Here is a 13,042-nt window from a genome sequence, read left to right as displayed (position 1 = left end):
AACCTTATGCTGGGAAGCGTAACCCTGGTCATTTTCTTCATCGCCATCGTGTTCGTCGTGCAGACGGTCAAGGTGGTCCCGCAACAGCATGCCTGGGTGGTGGAGCGCCTGGGCAAATACCACGCCACGCTGGCGCCGGGCCTGAACATCGTGGTGCCGTTCATTGACCGCGTGGCCTACAAGCACATTCTCAAGGAAATCCCGCTGGACGTGCCGCCGCAGGTCTGCATCACCAGGGACAACACCCAGCTGCAGGTGGATGGCATCCTGTACTTCCAGATCACCGACCCGATGCGCGCGTCCTACGGCTCGTCCAATTACATCGCGGCGATCACGCAGCTGGCGCAGACCACGCTGCGTTCGGTGATCGGCAAGATGGAACTGGACAAGACCTTCGAGGAGCGCGACCACATCAACACCGCCATCGTCAGCGCCATCGACGAATCGGCCGAGAACTGGGGCGTGAAGGTGCTGCGTTACGAGATCAAGGATCTCACCCCGCCCAAGGAAATCCTGCACGCGATGCAGGCCCAGATCACCGCCGAGCGCGAGAAGCGCGCGCTGATCGCCGCCTCCGAAGGCCGCAAGCAGGAGCAGATCAACATCGCCACCGGCGAGCGCGAGGCGGCCATCGCCAGGTCGGAAGGCGAAAAGCAGGCTTCGATCAACCGCGCCCAGGGCCAGGCCGCGGCAATCTTGGCGATTGCCGAAGCCAGCGCCGAGGCGATCCGCAAGACCGCGGCGGCGATCCAGTCGCCGGGCGGATCGGATGCTGTGAACCTGAAGGTGGCCGAGCAATATGTGGCGGCTTTCGGCCAGTTGGCCAAGACCAACAATTCCATCATCGTGCCGGCCAACCTGTCGGACATGAGCGGGCTGATCGCGGCGGCGATGCAAGTGGTCAAGAGCCAGCCGAAGTAAGATCTGTCGCTCAAACCAAACGGCCCGGCCTGCATCGATACCGCAGGCCGGGCCGTTTTGCCATGGCGCGCGCCGTCAGGCGTCCAGCGTCTGCCCCTTGGCCGGTTCGTCCGCCATGAAGGGCAGGGTGATATCCACGCGCAGGCCGCCATCCTTGCGGTTGTCGGCGCGGATGAAACCGTTGTGGGCCTCGACGATGCGCCGCGCGATGGACAGCCCCAGGCCATGACCCGAACTGTTGCTCTTGGTGCGGCTGCTGCGGAAGAACAGTTCGAAGATGCTGTTCAGTTCGTCTTCCGGCACGCCGGGGCCGCGGTCGAGAATCGACAGGTGCAGCAGTTTGTTGATCTCATCGACCTGGGTATGGAGCTGCACGGTGGTATCGGGCGCAGTGTGCTTGATGGCGTTGCGCAGCACGTTCTCGATGGCGCGATAGAGCAGTTCCGGATTGCCCTTGATCTCCACCGGGCAATCGATCCGGCCTTCGATATGCTTGCCGTTGGCGCTGGCCTCGAAGCTGGCGTCGTTGATCATGTCGGCCAGCATCGGCTGGATCGCGATGTTTTCTTCCATCGAGCCGGGCACGTTGGCTTCCAACCGCGACAGCGTCAGCAGCTCGCCCACCAGCTTGTCCATGCGCACGCTTTCGCGCTCGATGCGTTCCAGCGTGATCTCCAGCTTGTCCCTGTCCTGCACCCTAGCCAGGCCGATGGCGACCTGCAACCGCGCAATCGGCGAGCGCAGCTCATGCGAGACGTCATGCAGCAAGCGGCGCTGGCTTTCCATCAGCGTGCGCAGCTTGGCGGTCATGGCGTCGAAGTCGCGTCCGAGGTCGGCCAGTTCGTCGCTGCGCGAACTCATGACAGGTTCCAGTTCCAGGTCCAGGTTGCCGGAAGCGGCCTGGGCAAAGGCGTTCTTCAGGTGGCGGATCGGGTAGGAGAAATACCAGGCCAGCAACAGGGCGAACACCATGCTGGCCAGCAGCGCTACCAGGATCGGCATGCTCGGGAAGAACAAGGGCTGCGGCCCGCGCTCGCGCATGCGGCGCGGCTCGTGCGGACCGGGGCCGCCAGGGCCGCCGGGGCCAATGAATTCTTCGGGCGGGGCGGGGATGAACAGCAGGTAGCTATGGCCATTGGCGGCCTTCACCAGTTCGACCACGCGCCGTTCCTTTTCGGTCCTGAGCACGGCGCGCGCTTCTTCCACCAGCTTGGGCGAGACTTCGCGGCCCATCAGGTCCTTCATCTCTTCATCGACCGCATACAACTTCAGGCGATGTTCGCGGCCTTCGTTGATCAGGCTGCGCAAGGCTTCCGTGCCGCCGAACTGCAGGGTAGCGGCGGCCGAACGGATCATGAAGGAGGCCGGAGGGCTGAGGTCGATCTCGGAAGTGCGGTTATTGCGCTCCAGATTTTCGATCCAGAACAGCACGCCCACGCCGCAGGTGGCGGTGATCTGGGCGATGGCGATGAAGAAGAAGAACTTCCAGAATAACCGACCCACTTTATTCCTTGATGAACTGATAGCCCAGTCGGTAGACGGTCTGGATGCAGCTCTTGTCGCTGCCCAGCGCGGCGATCTTCTGGCGGATGCTGGACAGATGCACGTCAATGTTGCGGTCGAAGCGCGCCAACGGACGGCCCAGGCCCTGTTCGGACAGGTGCTGCTTGCTCACCGGCTTGCCGGCATTGCGCGCCAGCACCTCAAGCAGGTTGAATTCGCTGCTGGTCAGTTCCAGCGGACGTCCGGACCAGGTCGCGCGCCGTTGCTCCGGCCACATCGACAAGGCGCCGACGGCCAGCGGAGAGTAGGGCGATTGCTCGGTGTTGTCGGCCGTGGCGCGGCGCAGGATGGCGCGAATGCGGGCAGCGATTTCACGGGGCGTGCAGGGCTTGGGAACGTAGTCGTCGGCGCCCAGTTCAAGGCCGATGATGCGGTCGGTATCGTCGCCCTTGGCGGTCAGCATCACCACCGGCATGCTGCTCTTGGCACGGATGCGGCGCAAGGTATCGACCCCGTTCAGGCGCGGCATCATCACGTCCAGTACGGCGATGGCGTATTGGCCGGTCAAGGCTTCGGCAGCGCCGGCTTCGCCGTCATAGGCGACATTGACTTCAAATTTTTCCTGCTCAAGGTATTCCTTGAGCATATCGACCAGCTCGACATCGTCATCGATCAAAAGCACTTTAGACATTGCTGCATTCCATTCTTGAGTTGCCCTGCATTAATGCCGCGGGACGTCGGCAGCCGCTAATATGCCGTAAAAGGTTTTGCAGAGGTGTTTCAGAACGTCTTTACAATTGCATCTTTACATTCATTTACCCGGCGTTGGCGAACATTTTTGGGCGCCGATGTACGCATGACTTTATTTCAATAGCGCAAGGAATCCGGCCGGCAAAAAGTTGCCATTGCCGCTTCGTTTTCGCCGGAAAAATCCGAGTCCCCGCATCTGGCAAGAGACTTTACTCCGGTTTTTACTCCGCTTACTACGTTTTATCCGGACGGAGCCAATGGCAGGCTTGCAGCGATCTCAAGCGCTTCGCTCTTGGTCGCCTGTGCGGCGCGCTGCGTTTTGCGCAGGCCGGCCCCGTGCTAAGCTGGCCGCATGAATAATCTGGATGCAAGCAGGCTGGCGCAATTGATGTCCCTGATGTGCGACGCCATCGCGCTGGGCGGCGCCGGCATGCATGGGCCGGCCCTGGAAAAGGTGGCCGCAGGCTTGGCCATCGAGCCGGAATTCTTCCCCCTGCTGATGCAACGCGGGCGCCTGCAGGAGCAGGGCGGATATCTCCAGGACGCAGTCGCCAGTTACGAGGAATGCCTGGCGCTTAGCCCGGCGCTGGCCGAAGCCGCAGCCGCGCGCACGCGGGCTTTGCAGGCGCTGGTCGGGCAATGCGAGCGCCTGCAGGCGGCATCATCTCCGTCCCCATCCCAAGAGGCCAGCCTCCGCAAGGCGGAAGCGCTGTTCAAGCTTGGGCTGCCGGAACAGGCGCTGGAGGCGATTGGTCCCGCAGCAGTCGCCTTTCCCTCCGATTTTTCCATCCTCAACCTGCGCGCCGATATCCTGCTCAGGCTGAACCGCCATGAGCAGGCGCTGGCCTGCTACGAGCGCCAAGAGGCGCTCGACAGCGGCGCCGGCATGGCACTGATCCAGTTCAACCGCGGCAACGTATTGCGCCAGATGGGGCGTTTTGGCGATGCGCTGTCGTGCTATGAACAGGCCATCTCCCGGCATCCCGGTTTCGCCGAGGCGTGCGTGGCGCGTAGCCATTTGCTGTTGATGGCAGGCCGTTACGAGGAAGGCTGGCGCGAGCACGAGGCCAGGCGCGCGATCGCGCAGATCCGTCGTGCCGACTTGCGCAGCGCCAGCCCGCCATGGCAAGCGGGAATGGATCTCGCCGGCAAGACGGTGCTGCTGTGGGCCGAACAGGGGCTGGGCGATTCGCTGCAATTTGCCCGCTATATCCCGGACGTGGCGCAGCGCGCGCAACACGTCATCGTCTGCGTGCCGCCGCAATTGCTGCCGCTGCTGCAGCCTGCATTTCCGGCGTGCCGTTTTATCGGAAACGACAAGGCGCCGCCTCCCCATGACGTGCATGCGCCGTTGCTGAGCCTGCCGTTGCTGCTGGGCCGGCAGGACCCGGCGCAAGGCCCGTTGCCGCCCTATCTGGCGGCCGATCCGGGGCAGGTGGCGCATTGGGCGGCGCGTCTGGGCCGGCGCGACGGCTTGCCGCGGCGTCCACGCATCGGCATGGCCTGGGCCGGGCGGCAATATGGCATCGTCAACCATACGCGCGACCTGGCGCTGGCGCAGCTCAAGCCGGTGCTGGATGTCGATGCCGATTTCATCTGCCTGCAGCAGTCGGTTCCGGTGCCGGACCAGGAGTACGCCGCTACGCTGCCCAACCTGCAGGTCTTTCCATTGACGGATTGGGCCGATACGGCGGCGCTGCTGGCCAATCTCGATCTGGTGATCAGCGTAGACAGCGCGGCGGCCCACCTGGCCGGCGCGCTGGGCATGCCGGTATGGCTGATGCTGCGGCTGGAAGGCGAATGGCGCTGGGGGCAGCAACCCGATCGCAGCGCCTGGTATCCGCGCATGCGGCTGTTTCGCCAGCGGGAGCGCGGCAATTGGGACGATGTCCTTGAAGAGGTCGCCGCGGCCGTGCGCTTGCTGCCGGGGATGGATTAAGCAATGAACCTATGAATCAATGAAAACGGCTGCGCGAGGCAGCCGTTGTTTTTTGCCGGAAACGGCGCGCAGATCAACGCCGGTGCTGCTTCATCGCGGACTGGATTTCACGCTGGCTGTCGCGCTGCTTCTCGGTCTCGCGCTTGTCGTGCTGCTTCTTGCCCTTGGCCAGGCCGATGTCGCATTTGACGCGTCCTTTGCTGTAATGCAGGTTCAAGGGCACCAGGGTATAGCCGGAGCGTTCCACCTTGCCGATCAGCTTGCTGATCTCGGCCGCATTCAACAGCAACTTGCGGGTGCGCAGGGTTTCCGGGTGCACATGGGTGGAGGTGCTGGTCAGGGCGCTGATGTGCGCGCCGAACAGGAATACCTCGCCATTGCGCACGATCACATAGGCTTCTTTCAGTTGCACGCGGCCGGCGCGTATCGATTTGACTTCCCAACCTTGCAGGACGATGCCCGCTTCGAATCGCTCCTCGATGAAGTAATCGAAAAAGGCTTTTTTGTTGTCAACTATGCTCATCTAAGGAAAACTCGTCCCGTCGGTTTAAAATTATTACTTTGCGATTTTATCAAACGGACCACCCTCGATGGCAGTCGTACACAAAACCGTCTTGATCAACTATAGCGCGGAGCAGATGTTCAACCTGGTGGACCAGGTCGAAGATTACCCGCAATTCCTGCCCTGGTGCGGAGGAGTGGAAGTGGCCGAACGCGGCGAGCATAGTCTCACGGCCAAGCTGAAGATCAATTACCACGGGCTGAAACAGTCATTCAGCACCCAAAATACCAATGTGCGTCCCACCAGCATGACCATGCGCCTGGTGGAGGGACCATTCAAGCATTTCGAGGGGCGCTGGCATTTCAAGCCCTTGCGCGAAGACGCCTGCAAGATCGAATTCGACATGGAGTATGAATTCTCCAGCCGTCTCCTGGAAGGCGTCATCGGCCCGGTGTTCAGCATGATCGCCAACAGCTTCGTCGATTCCTTCTGCAAGCGCGCCGAACAGATATATGGCTGAGCCGGCTCGTTTGCAAGTGCAGATCTGCTATGCCGCCCCCGGTTTGCAGGTCTTGAAGGATGTCGAAGTGGAGCAGGGCTGCACGATACAGCAAGCCATCATGGACAGCGGCCTGCTGCGCGAGCAGCCGGCGATCGACCTGACCGTATGCCGCGTCGGCATCTTCGGCAAGCTCAAGGCGCTGGACACGCCGCTGCGCGCGCGGGACAGGATCGAGATCTACCGCCCGCTGATCGCCGATCCCAAGGATTCCCGCCGTCGCCGGGTGGCGCACAAGGCCCAGCGCTGACGTGCTCCCGCCCTCGGGCGGGCCTTCTCTCATCCGCATCGCAGGCGGTGCTTGCCTGAATTTCAACGGATCCGGCCTGTTTGCCACAGGCCGGACGGCAAAACTCAACTGTCGCGCGACGCACGCAAGACTTTTCTGTATAATTCGCTTTTGCGCCTATAGGAAACACTATGCGTCTTCTCCAAAAAGCACTCACGTTCGATGACGTGCTGCTCGTCCCGGCCTTCTCGGACATCCTTCCCAAAGATACTTCGCTCACTACGCGCCTGACGCGCAACATCACGCTGAACATTCCGCTGGTCTCCGCGGCGATGGATACCGTGACGGAAGCTCGCCTGGCCATTGCCATGGCGCAAGAAGGCGGCATCGGCATCATCCACAAGAACCTGACGCCCAAGGAACAGGCGCGCGAGGTTTCCAAGGTCAAGCGTTTCGAATCCGGCGTGGTGCGCGACCCGATCACCATCCCGCCGACCATGAAGATCCGCGACGTCATCGCGCTGTCCAAGCAGCATGGCATCAGCGGTTTCCCGGTGGTCGAAGGCAAGAGCCTGCTGGGCATCATCACCAACCGCGACCTGCGCTTCGAAAACGAGCTGGACGCCGAGGTGCGCGCCAAGATGACCCCGCGCGAGAAGCTGGTCTACGTCAAGGAAAACGGCGCCGGCGCCGATCCGGAAGAAGCCAAGCGCCTGATGAATAAGCACCGCCTGGAGCGCGTGATGGTGGTCAACGACGCGTTCGAGCTGCGCGGCCTGATCACCGTGAAAGACATCGAGAAGTCGACCGAACACCCCTTCGCCTGCAAGGACGAGCACGGCAAGCTGCGCGTGGGCGCGGCAGTCGGCGTCGGCCCGGACAATGACGAGCGCATCGAGCTGCTGGTGGCGGCCGGCGTGGACGTCCTGGTGGTCGACACCGCCCACGGCCACTCGGCCGGCGTGCTCAACCGCGTCAAGTGGGTCAAGACCAAATTCCCGCACGTCGAAGTGATCGGCGGCAACATCGCCACCGCGGCGGCCGCCAAGGCGCTGGTCGAGCATGGCGCCGATGCCGTCAAGGTCGGCATCGGCCCCGGCTCCATCTGCACCACCCGTATCGTCGCCGGCGTCGGCGTGCCGCAAATCTCGGCCATCGCCAACGTGGCCGATGCCTTGAAGGGCACCGGCGTCCCGGTCATCGCCGACGGCGGCATCCGCTTCTCGGGCGACGTCGCCAAGGCGCTGGCCGCCGGCGCATCGGCCGTGATGATGGGCAGCATGTTCGCCGGCACCGAAGAGGCGCCGGGCGAAGTGATCCTGTACCAGGGCCGCAGCTACAAGTCCTACCGCGGCATGGGTTCGCTGGGCGCGATGGCTGACGGTTCGGCCGACCGCTACTTCCAGGACGGCGACAACACCGCCGACAAGTTCGTGCCGGAAGGCATCGAAGGCCGCGTCGCCTACAAGGGCTCGGTGGTCGCCATCCTGTACCAGCTGGTGGGCGGCGTGCGCTCCTCCATGGGCTACTGCGGTTGCAGCAGCATCGACGATTTCCGCGAAAGGGCGGAGTTCGTCGAGATCACCGCGGCCGGCATGCGCGAGTCGCACGTGCACGACGTGCAGATCACCAAGGAAGCCCCGAACTACCGCGCCGAGTAATCCCCGGTGCGGCCACAGCCCGACAGTCCGCAGGCAAGATGCCGGACTGCCGGGCTGTTGAATTTTTGTAGCAGCTGTCACTGCCATTTCATCCATCAACGCAGCCATTTCCCATCGCCATGTCTACGCATTCGCACTCGAAAATTCTGATCCTCGACTTCGGTTCCCAGGTTACCCAACTGATCGCGCGTCGCGTGCGCGAAGCCGGCGTGTTTTCCGAGGTTTTCCCGCATGACGTGAGCGACGAGTTCGTACGCAACTACGGCGCGGCCGGCGTGATCCTCTCCGGCGGCCCCAACAGCGTCACCGAAGGCGACACCCCGCGCGCGCCGCAGGCGGTGTTCGAACTGGGCGTGCCGGTGCTGGGCATTTGCTACGGCATGCAGACCATGGCCCAGCAACTGGGCGGCAAGGTTGAAAACGGCAAACTGCGCGAATTCGGTTACGCCGAAGTGCGCGCGCATGGGCATACGGCTTTGCTCAAAGACATCGCCGACTTCACTACCGCCGAAGGCCACGGCATGTTGAAGGTGTGGATGAGCCACGGCGACAAGGTCAACGAAATGCCGGCCGGCTTCAAGCTGATGGCTTCCACCGGCAACTGCCCGATCGCCGGCATGGCCGATGAAGAGCGCCGTTTCTACGCCGTGCAATTCCACCCGGAAGTGACCCACACCGTGCAGGGCAAGGCCATGCTGGCGCGCTTCGTGCATGAAATCTGCGGCTGCCAGTCGGACTGGAACATGCCCGACTATATCGCCGAAGCGGTCGAATCCATCCGCCAGCAAGTCGGCAGCGATGAAGTCATCCTCGGCCTCTCGGGCGGCGTCGACAGCAGCGTGGCGGCGGCCCTGATCCACCGCGCCATCGGCGACCAACTGACCTGCGTGTTCGTCGACCACGGCCTGCTGCGCCTGGACGAAGGCAAGATGGTCATGGAGATGTTCGGCAAGAACCTGGGCGTGAAGGTGATCCACGTGGATGCCACCGACCAGTTCATGGGCCACCTGGCCGGCGTGACCGACCCCGAAGCCAAGCGCAAGATCATCGGTCGCGAGTTCGTCGAAGTGTTCCAGGCCGAATCGGGCAAGCTCAAGAGCGCCAAGTGGCTGGCCCAAGGCACAATCTACCCGGACGTGATCGAAAGCGCCGGCAAGGGCAAGAAGACCGCCCACACCATCAAGAGCCATCACAACGTCGGCGGCCTGCCGGAAACCCTGAACCTGAAACTGCTGGAGCCGCTGCGCGAACTGTTCAAGGACGAAGTGCGCGAACTGGGCGTGGCGCTGGGCCTGCCGCCGGAGATGGTGTACCGCCACCCGTTCCCGGGCCCCGGCCTGGGCGTGCGCATCCTGGGCGAAGTGAAGAAGGAATACGCCGACCTGCTGCGTCGCGCCGACGCCATCTTCATCGAAGAGCTGCGCAACACCAAGGACGAGGATGGCCAGACCTGGTATGAAAAAACCAGCCAGGCGTTCGCGGTGTTCCTGCCGGTCAAGTCGGTGGGCGTCATGGGCGATGGCCGCACCTACGAATACGTGGTGGCGCTGCGCGCCGTGCAGACCCAGGACTTCATGACCGCGCACTGGGCGCACCTGCCGCACGAGCTGCTGGGCCGCGTGTCCAACCGCATCATCAACGAAGTGCGCGGCCTGAACCGCGTTGTCTACGACATCTCGGGCAAGCCGCCGGCGACGATCGAGTGGGAGTGAAAATACGTCCTTCGAGGACTATCGACAGCTATCGAAAAACTGACTTAACGTATTGATCTAGAAAGAAAATACGTCACGGCAGCTATCGGTGACTATCGCCGGCCAGCAGAATAAGTTGGCGGTAAAACTGGCGGTAAGAATCTAGGCCGAATTAAGACTTTTTCATTCACTACTCAGACTTTTACCGTCTTTGACGGTAAAAGCCATCTCGGAGAAGCTTGTTTTACGCGGCTTTCCGGGCATCAGCAGGTCTCCTGATCCCTGACGGTAAAAGCCGTCAAAAAACAGGAGGAAAACCTCGATGCTAACCGACGCTGCACTACGCAATTTAAAGCCTAAGTCCTAGATTTATAAGGCTTCTGACCGTGATGGGATGTACGTGACGGTATCGCCCAGCGGTACCGTCACCTTCCGCTACGATTACCGTCTGAACGGACGCCGAGAAACGCTGACTTTCGGGCGCTACGGCCCTGACGGTATTTCGTTGGCAATGGCGCGCGAACTACTTCTGGATGCGCGCAAGACCGTCCTCAAGGGCATCTCGCCGGCGCTCGAAAAGCAACGCGAGAAGCGCCGGGTGGGCGCCATTAAGACTTTCGGCGCGGCGCTGGAGACATGGCTGGCCAATGCAAGGTGGGCCGAAAGCACCCGTGCCGCGCGCCAGCACATCATTGACCGGGACCTCCTGCCGGCTTTCCAGAACCGCTTGCTGACCGAAATTCAAGCCGAAGATTTGCGAGCCCTTTGCAGCAAGATCAAGGAGCGTGGGGCGCCCGCCACTGCGGTTCAACTTCGGGACATCGTGAAGCAGGTCTATGTCTACGCCATCGCCCATGGTGAAAAGGTGGAAAACCCCGCTGACAGTGTGGGACCATCGTCGATTGCCACCTTCGTGCCGAAAGATCGCGCCCTATCGCCATCGGAAATCCGCCTGATGCTGCAGGAGATGGAGTTGGTGGCGACCTATCCGACGATCAGACTGGCGATGCGCTTGATTCTGCTCACACTGGTGCGCAAGAGTGAGCTGATCCAAGCTACTTGGGATGAGGTCAATTTCGAGAACGCGACCTGGACGATTCCGAAGCAGCGGATGAAGGGGCGCAATCCGCATGTGGTCTATCTGTCGCGCCAGGCGCTTGGCATATTCGTTACGCTGCACGCCTGTGCGGCAGGCTCAAAATTCGTCTTTCCCTCTCGTTACGATGCGGCTCGGTTCATGTCTAATGCGACCTTGAATCGGGTAACGCAGCTCGTGGTCGAATGCGCACAAGCCAAGGAGTTGCCGCTACAGCCGTTCACTGTCCATGATTTGCGCCGCACTGGATCGACGTTGTTGAACGAGATCGGCTTCAACCGTGACTGGATCGAGAAGTGCCTGGCGCACGAGGAGGGGCGTTCCTCGCGATCGGTCTACAACAAGGCCGAGTATGCCGAGCAGCGGCGCCACATGCTGCAAGAGTGGGCCAATATGGTTGATGCTTGGGGGAATGGGCAGGTCTACGTGCCGAAGTTGATGCCGGAGAACGTGGTAGTTCCGGTGCTGAGCGCGATGGCCTGAAAATGGCGGCGTGGTTGTCACTTGACAACCACGCCGATCATCCCCATACTGGAGATCATTGATGGCCCGTCCTTCACACCCTAAGAAAGAGGTCGAGGAAGCTCTGAGGCACGCCGAAGGGCAGGGGTGGCGCGTCGAAGTCGGCGGCAGCCACGCCTGGGGGCGGATTTATTGCCCATACAACGACGAGGAATGCCGTTGTGGCGAGTTCTGCATTACGTCGGTATGGAGTACGCCGAAGAACCCCGGCAATCACGCTCGCGCCTTACGGCGCGTCGTGGACAACTGCACCACGCATCGTAAGCAGCATGAGGCTGATGACGGAGCCAAGGAGTAGCGCGATGGAATACACCTTCACCTTGAAATACCAACTCGCCGATGATGACCGCGATCCGGACACGCTGGTCGAACGTCTGGGCGAAGCGGGTTGCGATGATGCCTTGGTCGGCACCGGACAGCCGGGGCGTTTGGCGCTGGAGTTCACCCGCGAAGCGGCAGATGCCGGCGTTGCCGTGCGTAGCGCGTTGGCCGATGTGCGCCGTGCTGCGCCGTCGGCTCGGTTGATCGAAGTGGCACCTGATCTCGTCGGGCTGACCGATGTTGCGGACATCGTGGGCGTGTCGCGGCAGAATATGCGAAAGCTGATGCTGGCTTATCCAGGTTGCTTCCCGGTGCCGGTGCATGAGGGCAGTACGTCGATCTGGCACCTTGCCGACGTGTTGACCTGGTTGCAGTCCAGAGGCGGTTATTCGCTCACCGAGGACGTGTTGGCCGTCGCACAGGTGGCCTTAGAGGTCAATTTGGCGAAGGAAGGCTGGCGGCTACCGCGCTCGGCATCCAAGGCACTGGAAGCCTTAGTTGGATGAGCGCCATATCTAGATTCATTCCTCACTCGAACCCGCCCGAACAGGGCGGGTTTTTCGTAGGCGGACATCCGGTTTCGAGATGCCGCCGCGAGGGGCTTGCTTGCGTTCTTCGACCCATGCTTCCACTTCGGCCAAGTCCCACACAACACAGCGGGGCGTCAGATTGAAGCGACGAGGGAATTCGCCGCGGCGCTCCATTTCGTAGATCGTGGTTTCGGCCAAGGGGACGATCTGTCGCAGTTCCTGGCGACGAATGGTGCGCCGGAATGGGAGAGGGTTGTGCTTCGGAAACTGTGGCAGTCTCTCGTAGGCTTTCGTGCCCGGTAAGGGACATGATTGATCAGCTTCGGCGCTGACAGCAGTCAGTGTTTGTAGATGTTCCACTGTGAACTCCATAAGCATGCGGCATGGAGTCATGGTGAGCTTCAATATCTATCGGGACAACTTACTGCGGCGTAGTGCGGCGAGTGTGGTGGTAGGCGACTCCGAAACTCGGTGAATTGTCGTATCTTATATGATAATTACAGCACGACTCGGTATGAACCAACAATCAAAAGAAATAGAGTGTGCTAATGAAACCTGAAGCAATCAAGGCCGAACTAAGACGTTTATTCACCGAAGCACAAAAATTAGAAGTTGACTTGGTTCGTCATCAAGTAGATTGGGCTACCTGGGATGCCACCAAGCGTCGTGATGGAGAGGGGCCGCCAGAGTGGTTGATCAACCAGGATGACGCGTTGGTCAAACTGACCTGACCTGAAAAAACTGGTCCGACTTGAAATTTCATATGCTATTGAAAAGGAGAGTCAGACCATGCCGAAAAAGCGATTCACATCCGAAGA

Annotated in this window: 14 protein-coding genes; 10 read left to right on the top strand and 4 right to left on the bottom strand. The window is 61.3% G+C overall.

The window, feature by feature from the left end:
- Positions 1-6 precede the first annotated feature (6 nt).
- The gene (locus tag FB597_RS13830) at positions 7-921 is read left to right on the top strand and encodes an SPFH domain-containing protein (RefSeq protein WP_141915288.1); all 915 of its coding nucleotides are present in this window, start codon (positions 7-9) and stop codon (positions 919-921) included.
- A 75-nt stretch (positions 922-996) separates the two neighbouring features.
- Here FB597_RS13830 and FB597_RS13825 read toward each other — a convergent pair whose 3' ends face one another.
- Entirely contained in the window at positions 997-2,424 is a 1,428-nt protein-coding gene (locus FB597_RS13825) for an ATP-binding protein (RefSeq protein WP_141915286.1), read from the bottom strand.
- A 1-nt stretch (position 2,425) separates the two neighbouring features.
- Entirely contained in the window at positions 2,426-3,115 is a 690-nt protein-coding gene (locus tag FB597_RS13820) for a response regulator transcription factor (protein ID WP_141915283.1), read from the bottom strand.
- A 411-nt stretch (positions 3,116-3,526) separates the two neighbouring features.
- On the opposite strand from FB597_RS13820, the gene FB597_RS13815 reads away from it, so the two are divergent.
- On the top strand, positions 3,527-5,113 hold the full coding sequence (locus FB597_RS13815) for a tetratricopeptide repeat protein (protein ID WP_144769856.1): 1,587 nt from the start codon (positions 3,527-3,529) through the stop codon (positions 5,111-5,113).
- 73 nt (positions 5,114-5,186) lie between these two features.
- Here the strand turns inward: FB597_RS13815 and smpB are convergent, their stop codons facing one another.
- Complete coding sequence (gene smpB, locus FB597_RS13810) at positions 5,187-5,636, bottom strand: SsrA-binding protein SmpB (RefSeq protein WP_050466870.1); 450 nt, start codon at positions 5,634-5,636, stop codon at positions 5,187-5,189.
- Between the two features lie 67 nt (positions 5,637-5,703).
- On the opposite strand from smpB, the gene FB597_RS13805 reads away from it, so the two are divergent.
- From FB597_RS13805 to FB597_RS13775, 7 genes are all read left to right on the top strand, one after another.
- The gene (locus FB597_RS13805) at positions 5,704-6,135 is read left to right on the top strand and encodes a type II toxin-antitoxin system RatA family toxin (protein WP_141915279.1); all 432 of its coding nucleotides are present in this window, start codon (positions 5,704-5,706) and stop codon (positions 6,133-6,135) included.
- Positions 6,128-6,424: an RnfH family protein gene (locus tag FB597_RS13800; protein WP_144769855.1), complete on the top strand. Its 297-nt coding sequence runs from the start codon at positions 6,128-6,130 to the stop codon at positions 6,422-6,424. The genes FB597_RS13805 and FB597_RS13800 overlap by 8 nt, the downstream gene beginning before the upstream one ends.
- A gap of 170 nt (positions 6,425-6,594) precedes the next feature.
- A complete protein-coding gene (gene guaB, locus FB597_RS13795; protein ID WP_144769854.1) occupies positions 6,595-8,064 on the top strand; it encodes an IMP dehydrogenase in 1,470 nt (489 codons plus the stop codon).
- 119 nt (positions 8,065-8,183) lie between these two features.
- Complete coding sequence (guaA, locus tag FB597_RS13790) at positions 8,184-9,776, top strand: glutamine-hydrolyzing GMP synthase (RefSeq protein WP_141915271.1); 1,593 nt, start codon at positions 8,184-8,186, stop codon at positions 9,774-9,776.
- Positions 9,777-10,122: 346 nt separating this feature from the next.
- Positions 10,123-11,334: a site-specific integrase gene (locus tag FB597_RS13785; RefSeq protein WP_255517184.1), complete on the top strand. Its 1,212-nt coding sequence runs from the start codon at positions 10,123-10,125 to the stop codon at positions 11,332-11,334.
- Between the two features lie 61 nt (positions 11,335-11,395).
- Positions 11,396-11,671 (top strand): hypothetical protein, encoded by a 276-nt coding sequence (locus FB597_RS20525; protein ID WP_144769853.1) that lies wholly within the window; start codon positions 11,396-11,398, stop codon positions 11,669-11,671.
- A gap of 4 nt (positions 11,672-11,675) precedes the next feature.
- Positions 11,676-12,200, top strand: a complete 525-nt coding sequence (locus FB597_RS13775; protein ID WP_144769852.1) for an AlpA family transcriptional regulator — start codon at positions 11,676-11,678, stop codon at positions 12,198-12,200.
- A 15-nt stretch (positions 12,201-12,215) separates the two neighbouring features.
- Here FB597_RS13775 and FB597_RS13770 read toward each other — a convergent pair whose 3' ends face one another.
- Positions 12,216-12,596 carry an AlpA family transcriptional regulator gene (locus tag FB597_RS13770; RefSeq protein ID WP_144769950.1) on the bottom strand — a complete coding sequence of 127 codons (381 nt, stop codon included), beginning with the start codon at positions 12,594-12,596 and terminating at the stop codon, positions 12,216-12,218.
- A gap of 176 nt (positions 12,597-12,772) precedes the next feature.
- Between FB597_RS13770 and FB597_RS13765 the strand changes: the two genes are divergently transcribed.
- The gene (locus FB597_RS13765) at positions 12,773-12,955 is read left to right on the top strand and encodes a hypothetical protein (RefSeq protein ID WP_144769851.1); all 183 of its coding nucleotides are present in this window, start codon (positions 12,773-12,775) and stop codon (positions 12,953-12,955) included.
- Positions 12,956-13,042 lie beyond the last annotated feature (87 nt).

The sequence above is a fragment of the Herbaspirillum sp. SJZ099 genome (assembly GCF_007828355.1).
GTDB lineage: Bacteria > Pseudomonadota > Gammaproteobacteria > Burkholderiales > Burkholderiaceae_D > Herbaspirillum.
The sequence above is the reverse complement of the archived record's forward strand: the minus strand, read 5'-3'. Positions and strand labels throughout refer to the sequence as shown.

What these genes read in the sequence shown, in the direction of transcription:
- FB597_RS13815 (WP_144769856.1), top strand. Translation starts at nt 3,527, where the DNA reads ATGAATAATCTGGATGCAAGCAGGCTGGCGCAATTGATGTCCCTGATG.
- FB597_RS13830 (WP_141915288.1), top strand. Translation starts at nt 7, where the DNA reads ATGCTGGGAAGCGTAACCCTGGTCATTTTCTTCATCGCCATCGTGTTC.
- FB597_RS13770 (WP_144769950.1), bottom strand. Translation starts at nt 12,596, where the DNA reads ATGGAGTTCACAGTGGAACATCTACAAACACTGACTGCTGTCAGCGCC.
- FB597_RS13775 (WP_144769852.1), top strand. Translation starts at nt 11,676, where the DNA reads ATGGAATACACCTTCACCTTGAAATACCAACTCGCCGATGATGACCGC.
- guaA (WP_141915271.1), top strand. Translation starts at nt 8,184, where the DNA reads ATGTCTACGCATTCGCACTCGAAAATTCTGATCCTCGACTTCGGTTCC.
- guaB (WP_144769854.1), top strand. Translation starts at nt 6,595, where the DNA reads ATGCGTCTTCTCCAAAAAGCACTCACGTTCGATGACGTGCTGCTCGTC.
- smpB (WP_050466870.1), bottom strand. Translation starts at nt 5,636, where the DNA reads ATGAGCATAGTTGACAACAAAAAAGCCTTTTTCGATTACTTCATCGAG.
- FB597_RS13765 (WP_144769851.1), top strand. Translation starts at nt 12,773, where the DNA reads ATGAAACCTGAAGCAATCAAGGCCGAACTAAGACGTTTATTCACCGAA.
- FB597_RS13820 (WP_141915283.1), bottom strand. Translation starts at nt 3,115, where the DNA reads ATGTCTAAAGTGCTTTTGATCGATGACGATGTCGAGCTGGTCGATATG.
- FB597_RS20525 (WP_144769853.1), top strand. Translation starts at nt 11,396, where the DNA reads ATGGCCCGTCCTTCACACCCTAAGAAAGAGGTCGAGGAAGCTCTGAGG.
- FB597_RS13805 (WP_141915279.1), top strand. Translation starts at nt 5,704, where the DNA reads ATGGCAGTCGTACACAAAACCGTCTTGATCAACTATAGCGCGGAGCAG.
- FB597_RS13800 (WP_144769855.1), top strand. Translation starts at nt 6,128, where the DNA reads ATGGCTGAGCCGGCTCGTTTGCAAGTGCAGATCTGCTATGCCGCCCCC.